At 40.0% G+C, this 21,960-nt stretch carries 22 protein-coding genes and 1 rRNA gene; 5 read left to right on the top strand and 18 right to left on the bottom strand.

Going from position 1 to position 21,960, the window contains the following annotated elements:
- The first annotated feature begins 2 nt into the window (after window positions 1-2).
- Together rrf and H0S58_RS00130 are read left to right on the top strand one after the other, a co-directional pair.
- A 5S ribosomal RNA gene (gene rrf / locus H0S58_RS00125) occupies window positions 3-117 on the top strand.
- A gap of 191 nt (window positions 118-308) precedes the next feature.
- A complete protein-coding gene (locus H0S58_RS00130) occupies window positions 309-1,499 on the top strand; it encodes a PQQ-dependent sugar dehydrogenase (RefSeq protein WP_193891803.1) in 1,191 nt (396 codons plus the stop codon).
- A 293-nt stretch (window positions 1,500-1,792) separates the two neighbouring features.
- On the opposite strand, the gene H0S58_RS00135 is transcribed toward H0S58_RS00130, so the two are convergent.
- From H0S58_RS00135 to ribF, 5 genes are all read right to left on the bottom strand, one after another.
- On the bottom strand, window positions 1,793-2,335 hold the full coding sequence (locus tag H0S58_RS00135) for an NADPH-dependent FMN reductase (protein WP_195726813.1): 543 nt from the start codon (window positions 2,333-2,335) through the stop codon (window positions 1,793-1,795).
- 142 nt (window positions 2,336-2,477) lie between these two features.
- Complete coding sequence (locus H0S58_RS00140; RefSeq protein ID WP_193891809.1) at window positions 2,478-2,960, bottom strand: FKBP-type peptidyl-prolyl cis-trans isomerase; 483 nt, start codon at window positions 2,958-2,960, stop codon at window positions 2,478-2,480.
- Entirely contained in the window at window positions 2,953-3,495 is a 543-nt protein-coding gene (gene lspA, locus H0S58_RS00145; RefSeq protein WP_053579187.1) for a signal peptidase II, read from the bottom strand. Before lspA ends, H0S58_RS00140 begins: the two co-directional genes overlap by 8 nt.
- A complete protein-coding gene (gene ileS, locus H0S58_RS00150; protein WP_195726814.1) occupies window positions 3,488-6,334 on the bottom strand; it encodes an isoleucine--tRNA ligase in 2,847 nt (948 codons plus the stop codon). Before ileS ends, lspA begins: the two co-directional genes overlap by 8 nt.
- A gap of 63 nt (window positions 6,335-6,397) precedes the next feature.
- Window positions 6,398-7,399 carry a riboflavin biosynthesis protein RibF gene (gene ribF, locus H0S58_RS00155; RefSeq protein ID WP_195726815.1) on the bottom strand — a complete coding sequence of 334 codons (1,002 nt, stop codon included), beginning with the start codon at window positions 7,397-7,399 and terminating at the stop codon, window positions 6,398-6,400.
- Window positions 7,400-7,607: 208 nt separating this feature from the next.
- Here ribF and H0S58_RS00160 point away from each other — a divergent pair, with 208 nt between their 5' ends.
- Both H0S58_RS00160 and H0S58_RS00165 read left to right on the top strand, forming a co-directional pair.
- A complete protein-coding gene (locus H0S58_RS00160) occupies window positions 7,608-8,738 on the top strand; it encodes a TDT family transporter (protein WP_195726816.1) in 1,131 nt (376 codons plus the stop codon).
- Window positions 8,739-8,881: 143 nt separating this feature from the next.
- The gene (locus H0S58_RS00165) at window positions 8,882-9,448 is read left to right on the top strand and encodes a 5'-nucleosidase (protein ID WP_092719977.1); all 567 of its coding nucleotides are present in this window, start codon (window positions 8,882-8,884) and stop codon (window positions 9,446-9,448) included.
- A gap of 121 nt (window positions 9,449-9,569) precedes the next feature.
- On the opposite strand, the gene H0S58_RS00170 is transcribed toward H0S58_RS00165, so the two are convergent.
- The 13 genes from H0S58_RS00170 to ubiG all read right to left on the bottom strand — a co-directional run bounded on the left by H0S58_RS00170 (window position 9,570) and on the right by ubiG (window position 21,105).
- Window positions 9,570-10,184, bottom strand: a complete 615-nt coding sequence (locus tag H0S58_RS00170; RefSeq protein WP_053579192.1) for a TetR/AcrR family transcriptional regulator — start codon at window positions 10,182-10,184, stop codon at window positions 9,570-9,572.
- A gap of 354 nt (window positions 10,185-10,538) precedes the next feature.
- The gene (locus H0S58_RS00175; RefSeq protein ID WP_195726817.1) at window positions 10,539-11,348 is read right to left on the bottom strand and encodes an ABC transporter ATP-binding protein; all 810 of its coding nucleotides are present in this window, start codon (window positions 11,346-11,348) and stop codon (window positions 10,539-10,541) included.
- Window positions 11,349-11,358: 10 nt separating this feature from the next.
- Window positions 11,359-12,174 (bottom strand): aliphatic sulfonate ABC transporter permease SsuC, encoded by an 816-nt coding sequence (gene ssuC / locus H0S58_RS00180; RefSeq protein WP_092719980.1) that lies wholly within the window; start codon window positions 12,172-12,174, stop codon window positions 11,359-11,361.
- A complete protein-coding gene (gene ssuD / locus H0S58_RS00185) occupies window positions 12,174-13,349 on the bottom strand; it encodes an FMNH2-dependent alkanesulfonate monooxygenase (protein WP_195726818.1) in 1,176 nt (391 codons plus the stop codon). The genes ssuC and ssuD overlap by 1 nt, the downstream gene beginning before the upstream one ends.
- A gap of 39 nt (window positions 13,350-13,388) precedes the next feature.
- Window positions 13,389-14,321 (bottom strand): sulfonate ABC transporter substrate-binding protein, encoded by a 933-nt coding sequence (locus H0S58_RS00190; RefSeq protein ID WP_195727530.1) that lies wholly within the window; start codon window positions 14,319-14,321, stop codon window positions 13,389-13,391.
- Window positions 14,322-14,465: 144 nt separating this feature from the next.
- On the bottom strand, window positions 14,466-15,428 hold the full coding sequence (locus tag H0S58_RS00195; protein ID WP_195726819.1) for a sulfonate ABC transporter substrate-binding protein: 963 nt from the start codon (window positions 15,426-15,428) through the stop codon (window positions 14,466-14,468).
- A gap of 324 nt (window positions 15,429-15,752) precedes the next feature.
- On the bottom strand, window positions 15,753-17,105 hold the full coding sequence (argA, locus tag H0S58_RS00200; RefSeq protein ID WP_193891836.1) for an amino-acid N-acetyltransferase: 1,353 nt from the start codon (window positions 17,103-17,105) through the stop codon (window positions 15,753-15,755).
- 149 nt (window positions 17,106-17,254) lie between these two features.
- Window positions 17,255-17,626 carry an RcnB family protein gene (locus H0S58_RS00205; protein WP_195726820.1) on the bottom strand — a complete coding sequence of 124 codons (372 nt, stop codon included), beginning with the start codon at window positions 17,624-17,626 and terminating at the stop codon, window positions 17,255-17,257.
- Between the two features lie 233 nt (window positions 17,627-17,859).
- Complete coding sequence (locus H0S58_RS00210; protein WP_053579200.1) at window positions 17,860-18,264, bottom strand: RcnB family protein; 405 nt, start codon at window positions 18,262-18,264, stop codon at window positions 17,860-17,862.
- Window positions 18,265-18,582: 318 nt separating this feature from the next.
- Entirely contained in the window at window positions 18,583-18,738 is a 156-nt protein-coding gene (locus tag H0S58_RS00215; RefSeq protein WP_171250317.1) for a hypothetical protein, read from the bottom strand.
- A 174-nt stretch (window positions 18,739-18,912) separates the two neighbouring features.
- Window positions 18,913-19,659 carry a YciK family oxidoreductase gene (locus H0S58_RS00220; protein ID WP_195726821.1) on the bottom strand — a complete coding sequence of 249 codons (747 nt, stop codon included), beginning with the start codon at window positions 19,657-19,659 and terminating at the stop codon, window positions 18,913-18,915.
- A 34-nt stretch (window positions 19,660-19,693) separates the two neighbouring features.
- The gene (locus H0S58_RS00225; protein ID WP_195726822.1) at window positions 19,694-20,392 is read right to left on the bottom strand and encodes an HAD family hydrolase; all 699 of its coding nucleotides are present in this window, start codon (window positions 20,390-20,392) and stop codon (window positions 19,694-19,696) included.
- Window positions 20,389-21,105, bottom strand: a complete 717-nt coding sequence (ubiG, locus tag H0S58_RS00230) for a bifunctional 2-polyprenyl-6-hydroxyphenol methylase/3-demethylubiquinol 3-O-methyltransferase UbiG (protein WP_193891845.1) — start codon at window positions 21,103-21,105, stop codon at window positions 20,389-20,391. Before ubiG ends, H0S58_RS00225 begins: the two co-directional genes overlap by 4 nt.
- A gap of 181 nt (window positions 21,106-21,286) precedes the next feature.
- On the opposite strand from ubiG, the gene H0S58_RS00235 reads away from it, so the two are divergent.
- Window positions 21,287-21,904, top strand: coding sequence for a thiol:disulfide interchange protein DsbA/DsbL (locus tag H0S58_RS00235; RefSeq protein WP_053579204.1), 618 nt, complete (start codon window positions 21,287-21,289; stop codon window positions 21,902-21,904).
- Window positions 21,905-21,960 lie beyond the last annotated feature (56 nt).

Raw genomic sequence — 21,960 nt, forward strand, 5'->3', positions numbered from 1 at the left:
GTGCTGGCGACAATAGCAAGAGTGAACCACCTGATCCCTTCCCGAACTCAGAAGTGAAACCTCTTCGCGCTGATGGTAGTGTGGGGTTACCCATGTGAGAGTAAGTCATCGCCAGCTCATTATTCTAAACCCCCCTCAGTCTTAAGACTGAGGGGGGTTTTTCTATACATAATTTAAAAAGTAAAAAGTGAAATAAATAAATTTAAAAAATACCCGCATTCAATTTGGTTACCAATAAAAACAGCCAGTCCTTATTTTTAATTTAGGATGAAGGAAGTGATAAATTTTGATCATAGGGACGAATTTGAATGAAAATATTTCAACAGCAGATATTAAATACGATTATATTAACGGGCACATTTTTTTTAAGTGCATGTAGCACACAAGTCAGCTCATCCTCCGAATCTGAACAAGAAAAAAAGAGCAATCACGCCTCTGCAATGCAGAAATCTAAGCAGTTAAATCAAACGTATCAAGTTAAAATTATCGAAAAATTTAATGAGCCTTGGGCTATGACGGCTTTGCCAAGTGGGCAACTTCTAGTTACTGAGCGTAAAGGAAAATTAAAACTATTTAATCCAAGTACTCAGCAACAGGTTGAGGTTCAAGGTTTACCAAAAGTGGCTTATGGTGGACAAGGTGGTTTAGGAGATCTTGCTGTACATCCTCAATTTGAGCAAAACCAGTATATCTATCTTAGTTATGTCGAGGCTGGGCAAGATGGTTATGGTGCAGTAGTGGCTCGGGGAGAATTGGATTTAACAGATGCAAAAAAACCGCAAATTAAAAATTTAAAGACGATTTGGCAACAAATTCCTAAAGTGTCTGGTCAAGGTCACTATAGCCATCGAATTTTGTTTGGAACGGATGGCAAACTTTGGTTGAGTTCGGGTGATCGTCAAAAGTTTGAACCTGCACAAGATATGAAGTCCAATTTAGGTAAAATATTGCGCTTAAATGATGATGGAACACCTGTTACTGATAATCCCTTTTTTAGTCAAGGAGCGATCGAAAAGCAAATCTGGTCTTTAGGGCATCGTAATCCATTGGGTCTCGCATTTGACCTCAAAAATCAGCTTTGGACTGTAGAAATGGGACCAAAAGGCGGAGATGAACTCAATCGAGTGATTAAAGGTCAAAATTATGGTTATCCTTTGGTGTCAAACGGGGATCACTATGATGGAACCGATATTCCAGATCATTCTACTCGACCTGAATTTCAAGCGCCTGAAATCAGTTGGACTCCAGTAATATCGCCATCAAGTTTGATTTTTTATAAAGGTAATCAATTTCCTGCGTGGAAAAATAAGGCATTAATTGGTGGATTATCTTCTGAAGCCATTGTTGTGGTCGATACCGAAGTCAGACCTGTCCAAGAAGTGCAACGCTTAAAGATGAAGCAACGAATTCGGGCTTTACTTGAAAATCAAGATGGTTCAATTTGGGTACTTGAAGATGGCAAAAATGCCAAATTACTGAAATTGGTTGCAAAAGAGTAAGTTATTACAATGTGACGGACGATACTCTTATTGTAGAAGTAGCGTCCGTATCCCAAAAAGAGATAGAAAAAAAATCCCAACGTCCTGTTGAGTCTTTTGCTGTATTCATTACAATGTATAACTCCTGTTGTACCGATCAGCTTTCTGTTGTTTTGTGCGCTTATCATTGTTGTTTTTCGCTTTAGAAAAATATTGTTTCTTTATAAACTCAGTCTAGGATTAAAAAATCTGACGAATAGCAGCAAAATTCTGCAAATACTCTAAGCTAAAAACCATTAACGATGCTTCAAAAATTAAGCACTCACATATTGAATTAATTTATTTAAAATAGACTTGAGTGTTTTAGTATCAAATTCATTTGGCTCAAATTCTTCAGTTTTATTCCTTAAGAAGATGTCACGAATTTCAATCACTGCATTGCTATCAATCAAACCCAATTGCGTTCCCACTTGACGAATTTGGTCAATTGAACGTGAACCATTGGTGCTACCATAACCTATATAAGCCGTAGGTTTACCTTGCCATTCTTTGCCCAAATAGTCGAGTGCATTTTTTAAAGCAGGACTGTAGCCATGATTATATTCAGGGCTAATCAAAATAAAGGCATCTGCTGACGCAATTTTATCGGCCCACTGCTGTTGTTTGGGTTGATCGTAAATCCCTGTGAGCGGTGGATGGCTGCCTGCAAATATAGGTAAATCCCATTCTTTTAAATCGACCAATTCAACTTGAATAGTATTGAAATTTTCCTTCTCAATGCTCTGTTGTACCCATCGTGCGACTTTAATCGCGGTACGTCCTTCACGAACACTGCCTACAATAATTTGTATTCTCATAGTGAACTCATTTTATCAAGTAGGCTTTAAATTAATATGAATAGCTTTGACTGGGTATGAGGAATTTGTATCTTTAAACATTAAAAAAGCTCCCTAAGGAGCTTTTTTAATACAATTTTCTTTGGCGCAGAATTATTGATTTTTAAACTAACTTAATCCCTTGTTGACCAGCAGGGGTCACTTTAAAAATTTCTACCTCAAAGGTAATATCTTTGCCTGCTAGAGGATGGTTGAAGTCAATCTCGGTAATGTGTTCACCGACTGATCTCACTACACCAAAGAGACTCTGCTTGGCTTTGTCTTCAAACTCGATCATGTGACCCACCACAGGCGTTTGTTCGAATTTAATGGTATCAAAAGTCTGTATGTTTTCAGGGTTCCAAGGGCCAAATGCATCTTCCGGAGGAAGACTGACTGTGCGACGATCGCCGGCACGTAAACCAAAAAGTGATTTTTCAAAACCCGGTAATAAACTACCGTCGCCCATGACCAAGCTTACAGGTTCTTCACGGCTACGTGTGTTATCAATTTCTACCCCATTTTCAATGGCAACTGAAAAGTGTAATTCTACTTTTGAGCCATCTGCAATACGGGTTTCTTCATTAGGATAAATAATTTCAGTCATGACGTTGTATCTCTGCCTGTTGAATACGTTTTTTTTCAAGAAAGAACGTATCAATCAACAGTAAAATAGTGCCCAAGGTGATTGCACTGTCTGCAATATTAAAAGCGGGGAAATGGCTGTTATTGTAATAAACATGAACAAAATCTACCACATAACCTAAAGATACACGGTCAATTAAATTGCCAATCGCACCCCCTAAAATGAGAGCAATCGCGATAGGCAAAATTTTCACAGTTTTTGGCATACGCATCAGCCAAAATACAAAAATGACCGACACCAATGCTGCCAGCGAAGTAAAGAAATAACGCTGCCAACCACCCGCATCGGACAAGAAACTAAAAGCTGCGCCATAGTTATGTAGTAATGTCCAATTTAAAAAGGGCAGTACAGGCACTGGATCTGCATAATTCAGATGCGTTGTTGCAATCCATTTGGTCCATTGATCGAGAATAATCGCGACAATAGATAAGCCTAACCACATTAAATTATGTGGGTAGAATTGGAATAAGCCCTTTTTCGTTTGTGGATTAGGCATATTTTCTCTCTTCGCCTTGACCTGTAGGAAGGTTGATAATACAACGTGAACAAAGACCTGGATGTTCAAGATGTGTATTTACATCTGGCAAGACATGCCAGCAACGCGCGCATTTTTCACCTTCCGCAGCTGAAACTTTTACACGCAAGCCTTCAAGGTCAGTGAATTCACCTTGGGTTTCATCTAGTGCATTCACATATACAGTTGATGTGATAAGCACAAAACGCAATTCATCGCTTAGTTGATCAAGCACGTTTTTAAGTTCAGCACTTGCCCACAGTTCAACTTTGGCAGATAAATTTGAACCGATCAATTTTGCATTACGGGCTGCTTCAATTTGCTTATTGACCGCAGATTTAACCGCAATCATGGTTTGCCAATCTGCTTCCGAAATTAAGTTAGCCGTTGAAGCAACAGGAATGTCATACCATTCAGTGGTAAACACATATTTTTCAGTTTGACCCGGAATTAAAGGCCAAGCTTCTTGTGCGGTAAAGCTTAAAATTGGTGACATCCAACGCACGAATGCCTGTACCAGGTGATACAACGCAGTTTGTGCAGAATGACGTGCTTGCGAATCCGCTTTCGTGGTGTATTGACGATCTTTGATAATGTCTAAGTAGAAACCACCCAAGTCATTGATACAGAAATTAGTCAGAGCAGTCGTTACGATATGGAAGTTCATATCTTCGTATGCTTTCTTAATGGTTTCTTGCACTTCAGATGCACGTTGCAGAATGTATTGATCCAGCGCGATCAATTGATCTACAGGAAGCGCATCTGTTGATGGTTTGAAGCCATTCAGGTTAGCAAGCAAGAAACGAAGCGTGTTACGGATACGACGATAACCGTCAGAGGCACGGCTAAAGATTTCTTTACCAGCGGTCATTTCATAACGGTAATCCGCAGAGGCGATCCAGAAACGTAAACCATCCGCACCCATATCTTTAATGATGTCTTGCGGCGTGATCACGTTACCGATCGACTTGGACATCTTGCGGCCTTTTTCATCGACCACGAAACCGTGGGTCAATAGACCTTTATATGGCGCACGTTCGTTAATCGCAATCGAGGTCAATAACGACGACTGGAACCAGCCACGGTGTTGGTCTGAACCTTCCAGATATAAATCAGCAGGATCAGTCAGTTCTTCACGTTCACGCAGTACTGCATAGTGCGTTGTACCTGAGTCGAACCAAACGTCTAGCGTGTCACGAACAGCGTTGTATTGTTCAGCATCCGCACCGATAAACTCAGATGCATCACGGTTGTACCAGCCATCAATGCCTTCCTGCTCGATCAGTTTCGCGACTTCTTCGATCAGTTCAGGTGTACGTGGGTGCAATTCATTGGTGTCTTTATGTACGAAGAATGGAATTGGCACGCCCCAAGTACGTTGACGTGAGATACACCAGTCCGGACGACCTTCGATCATCGATTGAATTCGATTTTTACCCCAATCTGGTACAAAGCTGATGTCATTTTCGATGGCATTTAATGCATTCTGACGTAAACCTTTGGCATCCATGCTGATGAACCATTGTGGGGTTGCACGGAAAATGATCGGTGTTTTATGACGCCAGCAATGCGGATAGCTATGTTTGATTGGAATATGTGCCCAAAGCTTATTGTTTTCAGCCAGCGCTGCAATAATTTTTGGATTGGCTTTATAAATGTGCTCGCCTGCAAATAGGGGAGAGGTTGGTAAATACACCCCATTACCACCAACAGGATTGTCCACTTTTAAGTTGTACAACAAGCCGACTTTATAATCGTCCACACCATGGCCTGGTGCAGTATGTACTGCACCCGTACCACTGGTTGCAATCACGTGCTCACCCAAAATCACAGGCACTTGGCGCTCAGTAATTAAAGGATGCTGTAATTGTAAATTTTCAAGCTTAGCACCTGTAAAATCTGCTAAGACTTCAAACGTTATGTAACCGTAGCGTTCAATTGCCGATTCAACCAAATCTTTTGCAAGAATAAAGTTTTGATCAGCTTTTTCTTCACCACGTGCTTTTACTAACTGGTATTCGATATCGGTATGTACTGCAACGGCTTGGTTGGCTGGAATGGTCCAAGGCGTCGTGGTCCAAATCACCATATCGGTTGAATCAGTCACGCTCACGCCTAGACGTGCAGATAAATCCGCAAGATCAATAACGTTGAAACCGACATCAATCGCATCCGATTTTTTATCTTCATATTCAACTTCAGCTTCAGCAAGTGCTGAACCACAGTCTAAACACCAGTTGACGGGTTTAAGACCCGGCTCAATATGACCTGCTTTGGCAATTTCACCGAGTGAACGAACGATGTCTGCTTCTTGTTTGAAGTTCATCGTCAGATAAGGATTGTCCCAATCCCCAAAAACACCCATGCGTACGAAGTCTTTCTTTTGTAATTCGACTTGTGTGTAAGCATATTCACGGCAATGTTTACGGAATGTTGCGGCATCGACTTTAACGCCAACCTTACCGACTTTTTCTTCGACTTTAAGCTCAATAGGCAGACCGTGACAATCCCAACCTGGAACATACGGTGCATCGAAACCATCCATCACACGGCTTTTGATGATGATATCTTTGAGGACTTTATTGACTGCATGACCGAGGTGAATTTGACCATTGGCATAAGGAGGGCCGTCATGAAGCACATATTTTTTCTTGCCAATACGCGATGCACGAATCTGCTGATAAATGTTGTCGGCGTACCACTCTTCTAACCATTTTGCCTCTCGTACTGCAAGATTTGCTTTCATCGCAAATTCAGTACCTGGCAGGTTTAACGTGGCTTTATAATCCACAGCATTTTCAGTAGTTTGCTTATCGCTCATGCAAGTTGTCTTCCAATTAAATCAGTCTTAAGCTGACGCATTTTTCAATAAAATTTGGGGGATTTAAAAGGGGAAGTTGGGAGTATTGAGTCGAAAATCAAGCAATTTTTCAACATCATCATCAATTCCCGCTTTTAATGCTTCAAGAGAAGGGTAGTCCTTTTCACCATGTAAATAGTTCAAAAACGTCACCCGCATTAATAGGCCATACAGATTAGCAGAAACATCAGGAAAATGTACTTCTAATCGCCATTCTGGACGTTCTTGTTGGATGGCTGGACGCGTTCCAACATGACCTGCGCCAAACAAACTTGTCGACATATAGCCTGCGATGCCCAATTGGTCTGGATGATCCTTTTTAACTTTCTGTTTTAACGATTCAGTTTCACACAATACATCTACGCCATAAATTCCATTCAAACAGGGTTTGTGACGATTTAAACGAACATTAATTGTTGGAAAGTCGATGGTACGTCCAATTTGGTCACCATATTGTACACGACCAATAATACTATAAGGACGACCCAGTAACTTTGCAGCTAAGGCTAAATCACCTGCCTGCAATGTTTGACGAATTCGAGTAGAGCTGACTCGCTCATTGCCCAATTCTATGGTGTGCAAATTCGTGACCTGAAAACCGTAAGTATTTAAAAACTCACTGTTACCTTGACGGTTTTTTCCAAAATGAAAGTCGTCGCCTAAAACCAAATGTTCAGCATTGAGTTTATTCTTCAAAATTTCTGCAAATTGCTCTGCACTTAAGCTACGGAAATGATTATCAAATTTAGCAATCGCGATATAATCAACGCCTAATTCTGTTAAATATTCAACTTTTTCACGCAATGAACTAATACGTGGAGGTGCCTCATAGCCTTTAAAAAACTCTAAAGGTTGTGGTTCAAAAATCATCACCAACGTTTTTAAATTTTGTTTTTCTGCCAGTTGTTTTAATTGTGCAATCATGGCTTGATGACCCAAATGTACACCGTCAAAATTACCAATCGTCACGGCAGTCTTTGGCAATTCAAAATTGGGTGTTAAAGCATTCAAGCGGAGCAGCTTCATGGGCGAATCAATAAACAAGAAATGATTAGGACTATATATTGCCATAATCTTTGGCTTTCGTCTTGTCGTTGTGTTTTTAGGCCAGTTTTTTTCACAAACAATAAAATTTATATCAATATAAATGATATTAAAAATAAATATTAATCAGTTTTTCTTATTTATAAGAGGTTTTATACTGTCTATATCGCCACTTTATAGGTTTCCAGTGATGAATAGACCTTTTCAACAACTACCGCAGATGCAGGATCTTATTCGACATTTTACCCCGAATTGGTTTGCTGTGACGATGGGAACAGGAGTTTTGGCTCTGATTGTCGCTGAATTACCGTTTGATTCGTTTTTAATGGGGCAAATGGGGACTATTTTATGGCAAATGAATATGCTGATATTCATCTTGTTTTCAATATTGTATGGCTTGCGTTGGTTGATTTTTCCACACGAAGCGAAACAAATTTTTAAACATGCCAGTATGAGTTTGTTTTTAGGTGCCATTCCGATGGGACTGGCCACTATTTTGAATGGATTCTTGAAATTCGGCGTACCCTTGTACGGGGATACTGCTGTTCAGATTGCACAAATGTTGTGGTATATCGATGTTGTGATGGCACTTGCGATTGCTTGGATTATTCCATTTTGTATGTATAGCATACAACAGCATGACTTAAAAACGATGTCTGCCGTGTGGTTATTACCGATTGTCGCCTGTGAAGTTGCTGCCAGTTCAGGTGGGTTATTGCTCGCACATCTGCCGATGGGACAACAGGCGGTTGCAATATTATTGGGCAGCTATGTGCTTTGGGGTATTTCAGTTTTACCTGCATGCGCAATTTTAAGTATTTTAATGCTGCGTTTGGCACTTCATCAATTACCAGCGAAAGAACTCGCAATCAGCAGTTGGTTGGCTTTAGGCCCTATTGCAACGGGTGCATTGGCCTTATTGTTATTAGGTGCTCAAGCTCCGCAAGTATTGGCAGTGATTGGAATGCAAAGTTTAGGAGATATCTTTCAGCAGGTGGGTATTTTCGCCAGTTTGATTTTATTGGGCTTTGCGACGTGGTGGTTTGGAATCGCTGTTTTGACGACTTTGAAGTATGTTCAAGATTTGCCTTTTAATTTAGGTTGGTGGGGGCTTACTTTTCCATTGGGGGTATTCAGTTTAGCTGTGCTGAACTTGGGCCATCAGATGAATTTATTGTTTATTTCTCAGCTCGGATATGGCTTTGCCACGATTTTAATCCTGCTCTGGATTATGGTCGCTTATAAAACCATACAGGGCTTTTATCAGGGGCATTTATTTTTCTCTCCCTGTTTGAAAGCATATTTGGACGAACAACGTTAAAACATCTTTTCTTTAAGCGTATTTATATCTATAAATACGCTTCATTTTAAAATGACAGTTTAGACAAGTGGCATCTATGATTTGCAGAGCTTTGGTTTTTCATTTTTAATGTATGCAGTTTTTGGTGGGGTATAGGTAAAGTAATGTCCGATTTGGCTTTAATCATGGCGCTTCCAAATGAATCAAAAGATTTGTTTGAACAGGCAGGCATTCAAGTGCATTACAGCGGTATAGGAAAAGTGAATGCAGCATTCAAAGCCTTTGAAGTCATTCAGAAAACGGGTTGTAAAACCTTGTTAAACTTGGGGAGTGCTGGAAGTTCACATTTCGATGCACATGCATTGGTTGAAGTCATGACGTTTGTACAACGTGATATGGATGTTTCACCTTTGGGTTTTGCAGTTGGGGTCACTCCGATGGATCATGATCATCCTGCGGATATTCATTTAGAGACTTATTTTCAGCATTTGCCGAATGGCATTTGTGGAACAGGGGATAGCTTTGAAATAGGATTACCCAAAGTTCCTTGTCACTTGGTTGATATGGAAGGTTATGCCTTAGCCAAAGTGTGTAAAAAATTGGATGTACGCTTAATTTCTGTCAAATATATTACAGATGGTGCAAATGACAGCGCACATTTAGATTGGGAAGAAAATTTATTATTGGGGGCACAAAAAATGTTAGCTCTTTATCAGCATCATTTTGTTTAAAGGCCAAAGCCGTTATTTTTATTATAAGAATTATTTATTATTAAGTCATTTATAAAAAATTTGGCGACCATAGAACGCTATGGTCGTATGCCAAAATGATCCATCTTGATCATTCAACATTTTAAGCGCGAGGAATAACGCCGTACAACATCATATGCACACTATGTTGAATAATCCGCTGTTGCATACTCCGATTGCGTAAGGTTTTACCTGTAACCATTTCCATTTGGGTTGCAAAATCTGCATAGTTTTGAGTAATGGCCCAAATATTTAAAATTAAGAGTTCAGGATCAATTTGGGCTGAAATTTTTCCTTGCTCTTGCCAAGTACTAATGACTTTGGCTTTACGTTTAAATAATTTCTTTAATGGACCCTTCAAGATTGGCAAAATATGCGGTGCCCCTTGAATGACCTCTAAAGCAAACAAGCGAGATGCTTTGGGTTGGGTACGAGAAACTTCAATTTTTTGCAATAAATAATTGGTGATGGCTTCTTCAGGTTCAAGCTCAGCTTCTAACATTTGTAAAGGGGCCAGCCATTTTTGTAATACGGTGGTCAGTACCTCGACATATAGGGCTTCTTTATTTTCATAATAATAGAAAATATTGGATTTATGCATTTCAGCAATTTGAGCAATCTCATCTAAGCTTGCCCCACTAAAACCATATAGGGAAAAGACATCTAGCGCTGCATTAAGCAGTTGGTGTCGTTTTTGAATACTCTTTTTTTGTTCCATCGGCCATTTAAAGACAATTAAAAGTGGAACCGTAAATTGTACGACAAATCGGCAGACTTGTGCATAGACAAAGGATTTTAATTTTAGATAACTTTAATATTCTTTTTTTAGATCAATGATTAAAGAACAACATTTTGAAGTTGTGTAAAAATAGAGACATCACAGTAAAATTGACTTTTAAATAAAATTAAATGATTCAATTAAAATAATTTTCTGAATTTTGAAATTGATTGGTAGCGATAAAATTAACTGTATATTTAGCTTAAGAATAAAATTAAAAATTAGATTTACTTTAAGATGGGGGAAATGAGCAAATACCATTCATCGGGATGTGCCCATTTCAATGATCCAACTTCAAGTGGCCAATACCGCATTTAGAATTTGTTGTTCTAATTCGCTAAAGGCATAGTTCTTTTGCCTTGGTCGTGGTAATTCCACTTTAAATTGTTTTGCGATCTGCCCTTGGTCAAGCAAAATAATCCGATCTGCCAATTGAACAGCTTCACTGACATCATGGGTCACCAAAATGGCGGTAAAACCCTGTTCAAGCCATAATTTTTCAATCAAGTTTTGCATTTCTAGTCGAGTCAGCGCATCTAAAGCACCTAAAGGTTCATCCAGTAATAAAATTCTTGGTTTGTGTGATAGGGCACGTGCAAGAGCAGTTCGTTGTCTTTGCCCGCCTGAAAGTTGTGATGGCCAAAAGCCCGCTTTTTCTTTAAGACCAACTTTTTCCAATAAAGTAGAGGCATTCGCTTGGTCTTGCTTAGCCAAACCTAACTGTACATTTTGTTCAATACTTCGCCATGGCAATAGTCTAGGATCTTGAAACATCACCCGGATATCATCACTATTAATCCCTTCACGAATATGACGTGCCGATTTAAATTTAATTTCGCCATAACTTGGCTGTTCTAAATCAGCAATTAAACGCAATAACGTACTTTTACCGCACCCACTTCGACCGACAATCGCTAAAAATTCGCCTGGTTGAATATGTAAATCTAAATCTTCTAAAACTTTTACTTCAGCATAAAATTTATACAATTGCTCAATCAGAATTTCTGCACCTGTTACAGCATGTGGATTGATGTCAGGTGAAGCCGAATGATCAGCAATGTTCTTATTCTTCGCGACATGTCGTCCTAAACTTAAATCAGTCATCATGTACTCCTTATTCTTGGTATCCCGCATGCCAGCGCAGCAAGTATTTTTCCAAACCAACAGCCAATACATCTGCCAGTTTACCTAGTAATGCGTAAAGTAATATTCCAACTAAAACGATATCTGTTTGTAAAAACTCACGAGCATTCATGGTCATATAACCAATACCAGACTGTGCAGAAATTGTTTCAGCCACAATCAATAGTACCCAAACTAGACCCAGTGCAAAGCGCAGACCGACTAAAATAGAGGGCATCGCACCCGGTAAAATGATCTCTTTATACAATTGCCAACGCGTTAAGCCGTAGCTTTTTCCCATTTCAATCAGTTGAGGGTCGACTGAGCGAATGCCATGGTAGGTGTTAATGTAAATAGGAAAAAATACCCCAATCGCGACTAAAAATAGTTTTGCCGACTCATCTATGCCGAACCATAAAATCACTAAAGGAATAAGAGCCAAAGCAGGAATATTTCGGATCATCTGCAAAGTGGTATCCAATAAGTTGGATGCGATTTTAGATGAACCATTCAGTAAGCCTAAAAATAAACCCAAGCCACCACCTACGAGCAAGCCAAGCAAGGCGCGTCCAGCACTGACTTTAACGTGTTGCCACAGTTCGCCATTCATGAGCAAATGCCAAAAAGCGCTAATAACAGCAGTGGGTGCAGGCAAAATTCTGCTTTCTAACCAACCGACACTGGAGGCAGCTTGCCAGATAACAATTAAAATGAATGGAACCAACCAAGGCAATAAAGGTCGTCCAATTCGTGTTCCACGTGAAACCTTTTTTTTAGTTAAAGTTTCTGCAGAAATAATATGCGTCATTAAGCCAACTCCTGAGACTGCTTATGCTGTTTAGCAGCATCGGGCACGTAATTATTCGCCACAACTTCTCCAAATGGTCCTGTCAAATTCGGTTGAACTAATTTTTGTTGTGTTTCTAGTTGCAGTAAAGGGAAGACCAATTCGGCAAAACGAATCGATTCTTCAAGATGAGGATAGCCTGAAAAAATGAAGGTACTGATCCCTAAGTCTGCATATTCCTGAATGCGATCGGCAACAGTTTGCGGATCACCGACCAATGCTGTACCCGCACCGCCACGAACCAAACCGACACCTGCCCATAGATTGGGTGATACTTCTAATTTACTGCGATCACCATTGTGTAATTCCGCCATACGACGCTGCCCAACAGAATCCATAGTTTTGAATTTGGCTTGTGCAGCAGCAATGGTTGCATCATCTACATATTGAATCAGTTCATCTGCTGCTTGCCATGCCTGTTCAGTGGTTTCACGTACAATGACATGTAAGCGGATACCATAGTTAAGTTCACGACCTTTGGCCTGGGCTTTGGCTTTAACCACAGCAATTTTATCTTTAACTGCTTCAGGCGGTTCACCCCAAGTTAAATAAGTGTCAACTTGTGAGGTTGCCAATTCAATCGCATCTTCAGATGAACCACCGAACCAAAGTGGTGGATAAGGTTGTTGAATGGGTGGATAAAGTAATTTCGCATCATCCACACTCAGGCGTTCACCGTGAAAGCTAAAACTTTCGCCTGTGTGTGAGCGAGTCAGAATTTCGCGCCAGATTTTGACATATTCATTGGCTGTTTTATAACGGGTAGAATGATCTTCATAAACACCATCACCTTGAAGTTCCTTTTCATCTCCGCCTGTCACCAAGTTTAGTAAAACGCGACCATTTGATAATCGGTCAAACGTAGCTGCCATTCGTGCTGCTAAGGCAGGCGTAGTGACACCTGGGCGTAAGGCAACCAAAAATTTTAAATTCTGGGTTGCATCAATCAGGCTGGCTGCAGTCAGCCATGGATCTTCACAAGAACGTCCAGTGGGAATCAGCACACCTTCATAACCCAAATGATCTACTGCGACTGCAATCTGTTTCATGTAGCTATGATCCACTTGACGTGCACCTTTGCTCGTACCTAAATAACGACTGTCACCATGAGTGGGAATGAACCAGAAAATTTTCATATTGTTATCCTAATAAATGAATTTTTAAATAGATGATGATTATTTGCCTGTCCAAACGGCTTGCTTCACCTGAATTGAATGAGGAATAAGCTTGAGTTCACTAAAACGGTTGGCGAGTTGTTGTTGATCGGCAATGACTTTGCTATTTAAGGGAGCAGCAGCAGAAGGCCTCGGGCGTCGGTCAATAAACACTTGGCTGACTTGTGTTTTTAAGCCTGTATTCTGTCCAATGGTTTGCGCTGTTTCAGCCCGATGGCTTTGTACCCATTGATCTGCGACATTGATTTGCTGAATAATGCTTTTGATCGCACGTGGATGCTGTTTGACAAAATTGGGTGCAGCCAAATAAAAAGTGTAGTTTGGGCTAAGGCCTTGGCCTGATGCCAAAACTTTGGCTTGATCTTCAAGTTGCGCAGAAGCGTAGTAAGGATCCCAAATAGCCCATGCATCGACAGCACCTTTTTGGAAAGCTGCACGGGCATCAGCAGGGCTGAGCCAAATCGGCTGAATATCTGACCATTGCAGTCCTGCTTTACGAACTGCTTGTAGCAACAAATAATGTGCACTTGAGCCTTTTTGCAAGGCAATTCGTTTACCTTTTAATTGTGCTAACTGGGTTAGATCCGAATGTTTCGGCACTAAAATAGCCGACGTTAACGGTTTGGCTGCTTCATAGGCAATGTAGTACAACGGCTTATTCGCTGCTTGTGCATACACAGGCGGTGTATCGCCTGTAACTCCTATATCCAGAGAACCGACTGCCAGTGCTTCTAAAATTTGTGGGCCAGCAGGAAATTCATTCCAAGTGATTTTTGCATTTGGAAATTCTTTCTCATACAGTTTTTGTTGTTTTGCAATCGCAAAATTAATTGAGCTTTTTTGAAAACCAATCCGCAATTTTTTGACAGTTGGATCAACCGCCCAACTTGCAGTTGAACTCAACATTGCACACGCCAACAATAAAGTTATCATGCCACGATTACGGGGATTAAACCTGATAGACGTTTTATGTTGTACAAGATGTTGAGTCATTTATTCATCCTCTAAAGTTGAGTTGACTGGTCTGGTCTATGCTTAATCCAAACTTTGGATTTACATGGTTTTAAATGAGTAGGCTTAATGCGCCAAAATGGCGGCTTGAATATTAATTTTATTTGGAATGAGTTTTTGCTGATAAAAAGCATCCGCTACAAACTGCTGCTCTTTTGCAACTTGCGCTGTAATAGGTTTTATCCCAAAGCCCATCCGTGAAATTGAAGTCTTTAAAATTGCACTGTCTAGGCCAGTGGCTTTTTCTAATAGCTGAGCTGCTTCATTTTGATGTTGAGCCACCCAAGTAGTGGTTGTATTCAACTCATTCACCACAGTTTTTAAAAGCTCAGGATGTTGTTGGGCAAATTCACGATCTGCTAAATAAAACTGATGATTGCTGACCAGATTCTGACCGGTTGCCAGCACTTTTGCCCCCAGTTGTTTTTCTGCTGCAGCATAGAACGGATCCCAAATGACCCAAGCATCTACGGCACCTTTTTCAAAGGCAGCACGGGCATCAGCAGGGGGTAAATACACCACGTCAATATCATCAAGTTTGAGCTGGTTTGCTTCGAGAACTTTGAGTAATAAATAATGTACATTTGAGCCTTTATTAAGGACAACACGTTTGCCTTTTAAGTCTTTTATGGACTGAATAGGAGAGTTCTTAGGAATAATCAAGGCTTCAGCTAAAGGTGCGGAAGGTTGGTTGGCAATGTAAACCAAATTTGAATTTGCAGCCTGTGCAAAGATTGGTGGCGCTTCACCTGCTTCACCAAATGACACGCTACCGACATTTAAACCTTCCAGTAACTGTGGGCCAGCAGGGAATTCAATCCATTTGACTTTTATATTTTGGTCTTTCAATACTTTTTCTAAAGTACCGCGCTCTTTCAAAATGGGTAAAACACCATATTTTTGATAGCCCACATTTAAGGTCAGCGTTTCTGCCTCTTTTTGAGCACAGCCAGACAACAGGATTGCACTTGCAACTAAAGTGGATAAAACGTGTGATTTGTTCCAAAAACTGGTCTTAAAGGTACTCACAAAAGACTGCTCCGAAATAGAAAGATTCAATATTGAATACAGGCTAAAGCCTTTTCTATTTCGAAAATAATAAAAAAATCGCAATTGTTCATGAATAAAAAAGATAAACTAAAAAACGTAAAGCTTAGCTAAAAATATGCTAGAGAAGAGTCTGACAAAAATGAGCCTGAAAATTTTAAGTTTTTGATATTATTATTAATTTAAATTTGATTGATTCCCTCTCAGTAAATGGGTGAAAAAATAAAATAGCTTATATGCGTATGTTTTGATGCAAAATAAATAACGATATCAACATTACAGATATCAACATATAAAAAAAGCCACTTAAAGTGACTTTTTAAAAACCAATGAATTTCTTTGATAGTTATACATTGCCTGACGCGCGTTCGGCAGTTCATCCACATTGGCAGGTTCAAAACCATGTTCAACAAACCAATGTGCAGTACGTGTAGTCAAGACAAAAAGTTGCTGAATCCCCATACTTTTTGCTTTGTCTTGTAAATAATTCAGAATTTGACTGCCACGATTAGACTGGCGATAAGTCGGATCGACGGCCACACAAGCAATTTCAGCAGATTTCAACGTATTTTCTGCATGAGGAATCGGATACAGCGCGGCACAGGCTAAAATCATGCCGTCACGTTCAATCACAGAAAATTGTTCAATTTCACTTTCTAAACGTTCCCGTGAGCGATAAACCAAAATGCCTTCTGCCTCAAGTGGACGAAGTAAATTCATTAATCCTCCGACATCCTGAATAGTGGCGGTACGGACTTCTTCATAATGTGCATCGGTCATCATGGTGCCAGAACCATCACGGGTAAATAGTTCTTCAAGAAGTGCACCATCAGAGGTATAGGAAATCAGATGGACACGATTGACGCCTTTAAGGCAGGCATTTTTGGCACCGCGTAACTGTAAAGCAATATTGGGATTGGAATCTTGGTATTGCAAAATATACTGATCCAGTTGATGGGGAGCAATTTCACGTTGTAATTGTCCCATTGCATTAAATAAACCCGATTGTTTACCCAAAAAAATCAATTTATCCGCTTTTAATAAAATTGCAGTATTGGTAGCGACTTCTTCTGCAACCAAATTAAAGACTTCACCCGTATTGGAATATCCCGTTGGACCAAGCAAAACAATATTATGATTTTCCAGATGGCGTTGAATGGCATCTGTATCGACCGTGCGTACTTCGCCCGTCAGCTGAAAGTCAATACCATCTCGAATGCCATAGGGTTTTGCTGTCACAAAATTACCTGAAACCACATCAATACGTGCACCATACATCGGAGAGTTGGCAAGTCCCATCGACAGTAAGGCTTCAATTTGCAGGCGAATCGAGCCTACTGCATTCATTACACAACTTAATGATTCACGGGTAGTAATACGACGGTGCTGATGAAATGGTGTTTGAATAGCACTGGTTTTTAAATTCTGATTAATTTGCGCACGTGCGCCGTGTACCAAAATGAGATGAATCCCTAAAGAATGCAGTAGGGCAATGTCATGCACAATATGTTGGAAATTCTCATGTTGTACCGCTTCGCCATCAAACATAATGACAAACGTTTTATTCCGATGAGCATTGATATAAGGCGCAGAATGTCGAAACCAATGCACATATTGCAAAGTTGTGCTTTGTGACGTTTCCGATGAATTCGTATGCATACCTATCTCAAATCAAGAATAAAACCTTAGCTATGATTCTAATCAAAAAAAAGCCCAGAGGAAGGATAAAATAAAAAAAACACCTTAAGCGCAGTTAAGGTGTTTTAAAAAGAAGAAAAGACTTAAGCCAAATGGCTAGATTTTAGTGCTTAGCCTTGAATACGGATAATACGGTTGTTACGCTCATTGACCAGCACATAATCGCCATTCACCTTGTACCATTGCTGGTTACGACTCACTTTAGGTAAACGACGCGCTTCACGGTCACTGACTTCAAAGCGAGAGTTGCTGTATTGACGCGGTAAAGTTTGACCCGTACGCCAATCACGGCTTGGATTTACACGTTTGTTATCATAACGATTTTGTTCATAACGGTTGTTATTGTCCCAGCGCTTGTCTTGATGCGACTGTGCATGATTATAACCTTGACGATCATCATAACGATGATCTGGTGCTGCCATCGCAGAAGTGGCAATTAGTGCGGATAATGAAAATGCAAGAGTCGTTAAAAGTTTTTTCATGATGTTCACCTTAGATGATTTTTTAGAGATCTTTTCGATAGATCAAAATTAACCAAAAAGTAGAGATAAAAAATGAGAGCTGTATAGGTGAATTGTGAAATTGATGGAGAAATAAAGAAGAGTTAGCGTTTGTCAAACATACTGAATATAAAAGCCTGCGCCTAAAAGCGGCAGAGAGAAAACAAAAAAAGCTCAAACCAAAGTTTGAGCTTAAATTTTATCGCCTTAAGTTTTTAAAAGCCTTTAATTTGTACAATATTATGACTGTCTGAATCGACTAAAATGTAGTCATTGTTGATTTTGTACCATTGCTGGTTGCGCGAAGGCTTAGGTAAATCGAGATTTTTATAATCGACCTTATAACCATTGCCGCGATAATGCTGTGGCATGACATAACCCGTTTGCCATTTATGCTGTTGCAAACGTTTTACGCCACGTTCTTCACGACCACGGCGTTTATCTTGCATACGCTCATCGTCATCATCCTCACGGAAATCTCGATTTTTATTCGATTCTTGATGACGCGGATGATCCCAACCACGACTTCTATCCTGTTTATCGTGAGGTGCAGCAGTACTGACACTGCTTGCCATCAATGCACTGAAAGAAATTGCCAAAATTGTCAAAATCTTTTTCATGTTGAACCCTCATAAAAAAAGTATTAATTTCATTGGACTTAATGTACAAAAAAATTGCAGAGAAACTGTGAAGATACGGCACTCATTTATTAAAAAATACAGAGACATTCAGGAGATGCTGAAAAATAAGTGCTAAAGCTGCCCAAATTTAAAACTGCTTGATTGAGTTTTCAACATGATAAAACAGCTGTATAGAGAAGTAAAAATGAATAAATAAATTGTAGCAAAATTTCAGTCTGGATTTTATTTCAGTCAGATAGACTGGCCTGTCAAAAGGTCGCCATATTGAGGCTAAAGCTTGAGCTGGAATAAAATGACCTAATTCCACTGCTCTGCCAAATTTTGTAGAGAATAGACCGCTTTAGCAATATCTTCAGCCCGCTGAACATCATCTAGTCCTTGAATGAGCAGATGAGGAAGTTGTAATTGTTCAATAAAACCAATCATTTCAATTTTACGTTTTAAATCAATCATGTCACTTTCCTGAATATATTTTAAATTACAGATCAGCTTAGATTAATTTTTTAATTTGTAAAACCGAATATTATTGTAAAATTCATCTAAAAATGCGATTTAGATTGAGTTCGATTTTGCCTAATAAAAAGGGAGTTCTTAAAACTCCCTTTTATACGCTTTTTTATTTAAACCCTAGTCTTGGGCATCAATACTTTCACCATTCATATGCAAACTATCATCACCCATGAGGTATAAATAGCCAGGCATAATCATTTCAGGTGTTGCTAACGTTTTAGGATCTTCATCAGGATAGGCTTTAGCCCGCATTGCAGTACGGGTTGCACCTGGATTAATGCAGTTAAAACGTACATTCGGATGAACATTTTCTTTTGCAAACAGTTGACTGACCGCTTCAATGGCAATTTTTGACACTGAATATGCACCCCAACATGCCCGTGCTTCTCGACCGACACCGGAACTTGCAAAAACCACCGAAGCATGTTCAGATTTTTCGAGTAATGGCAAAAGCTCTTGAGTCATGATAAAGGGTGCACGTAAATTTACAGCCATGACATCATCCCAGACATCCGCAGGATAATTCACCAATTCGGTCCGTTCACCCAAAATACCCGCATTATGTAAAATGCCATCTAAGCGACCAAATTGCTTTTCTAAGGTATCGACCAGAAGCTCATAATCTCGAGACGAGGCACTCGACAGTTGTAAAGGCAAAATAGCAGGTTGTGGTGCACCTAAACTTTCAATCTCATCATAAATGACTTCAAGCTTATTGAGCGTACGGCCATGCAAAACAACGGTTGCACCATGTAGTGCATAACTGAGCGCTGCTGCACGACCAATACCATCGCCCGCACCCGTAATCAGGATAATGCGATCTTTTAATAGATCTGGGCGAGGCTGATATTCTGAATATTTCATGTTATACCTCCTCGTTTATCGTGTTGTTATATCTTTATGAAATGCGTGGATCAATATTTTGTTTTGGAGTTACACGTTGTTGGATCACTTGATGTAATTCTTCAACTGTATTGACTATACAATCCGCTTGCCAAGCTGTTAAGTCATCTTTGTGTTGCAATGGTAAATAACCATAAGCAGCCAATATAGTATACATCTGGGCATTGCGTCCCGCGTCTATATCACGTGGATGATCCCCGATATAAATACAGTCCTGAGGGTTGAGTTTAAGCTGTTGTGCAGCCAGATACATCGGCTCTGGATCGGGTTTGGTATGGGTGACATCTTCTGGGCAAACCAATACAGCACAGCGCTGATCTAAATGGAGTGCTTTAAGTAAAGCTTCACTGAGCCAACGTGGTTTATTGGTCACAATACCCCACGGAATATCTTGGCTTTCCAGTTGTTCAAGTAAAGCATACATGCCTTCAAATAGATCCGTTTCTACCGCGATATCTTCACCGTAAGTATCTAAAAAGCGCTGTCGATGGGCGAGAAATACGGGGTCTTCGATCTCCAATTCTGGATAGACCAATTTCACCATGGCACGTGCACCTTCAGACACTTGAGTACGAATTAAATCCGCTGTCACAAGGTCGCAGGGTTTATTGCGACACATCTCCTGAATAATGCGAATAAAATCAGCTGCTGTATCAATTAAAGTTCCATCAAGATCAAAGAGAACGGCTTTCATGGGTTCTCTTCTTTAATGGTATAGACCATATAATTGACATCGACATTGGGTGCCAGCCAATAGCGTTTGGTGATTGGGTTAAAATGTAAACCAATCATGTCTTTTAGCTGTAACCCTGCTTCACGAATATCGTGCGCCAGTTCTGATGGTTTAATAAATTTACGATAATCATGTGTGCCTTTAGCCAACATGCGTAATATATATTCTGCACCAATAATGGCAAACAAATATGATTTTGGATTGCGGTTAATGGTCGAAAAAAACACATGCCCCCCTGGTTTGACCAAGGCATAACAGGCCTGAATAATCGATGCTGGATTAGGCACATGCTCAAGCATTTCCATACAGGTCACGACATCATATTGTCCTGCTTGCTCTAGAGCGAGTTGCTCAACTGGAACTTGACGATATTCAATATTGTTAACACCTTCTTGTTCAGCATGAATACGCGCCACATTTAGAGGCGCCAACCCCATATCGATGCCCAATACATCAGCCCCGCGTCGTGCCATGCTTTCCGATAAAATACCGCCTCCACAGCCAACGTCTAATACTTTTTTACCGGCGATACCACCCGAATGTTCATCAATCCAGTTTAAGCGTAATGGATTAATTTGGTGTAGTGGACGGAACTCAGAATGCTGATCCCACCATATGGCTGCGAATGCTTCAAATTTGGCAATTTCTTGTGGATCAACATTCAATTGCGACATCGGGGTCACCTCAATCAAGTCGTTATAATTTAAAAAAAGTTATACGGGCTTAGTGTAGCGTTTATTCAAAAAAAAGCGATAAAAGCGATAAAAAAGTTCACAGAATGAAAACGAATTCAGCATAATTGATTTATAGTGATCGCATAAACTTATGATAATGATTTAGAGGACAATAAGGTCAATGAAAAAATTCCTTTTAGGTGGTCTGACAACTGCTATTTTTGCTTTTTCTGGCACAGTAATGGCCGCCGATTTTGTGGCAGGCAAAGATTACACCGTCATTGCCAACCCAGGTAAAGTTCAAGTTCCTGGCAAAATTGAAGTACGTGAGTTCTTTTGGTACGGTTGTCCGCATTGTTTTAAACTTGAGCCACATATGCAGGCTTGGTTAAGAAAAATTCCGAAAGATGTCAACTTTATCCGTACTCCTGCTGCAATGAACCCTGTGTGGGAGCAAGGTGCGCGTGGTTATTATGTATCTGAAGCATTAGGGGTTCGCAAGAAAACCCATTTACCTTTATTCCATGCGATTCATGAAGGTGGTCAACAAATTTTTGATCAAAAATCACAAGCAAAATTCTTTGTGAAATATGGTATCCCAGAAGCTAAATTTAACAGTATGTTCAATTCATTTGCGATCACCTCAAAAGTTGCTCAAGCCAATAAATTGGCTCAACAATACCAGCTTACGGGTGTTCCTGCAGTCGTGGTGAATGGTAAATATGTGGTGCAAGGTGAAGATGGTAAAGTCACTCAAGTGGTCAGCTACTTGGTGGAAAAAGAGCGTAAAGCAAAATAAGTACGTGTAGAATAAAAAACCCGCAATCTCTGCGGGTTTTTTTGTGATCAATTTTT

The sequence above is a fragment of the Acinetobacter sp. TTH0-4 genome, from assembly GCF_015602665.1.
In the GTDB taxonomy this organism is placed as follows: Bacteria; Pseudomonadota; Gammaproteobacteria; order Pseudomonadales; family Moraxellaceae; genus Acinetobacter; species Acinetobacter albensis.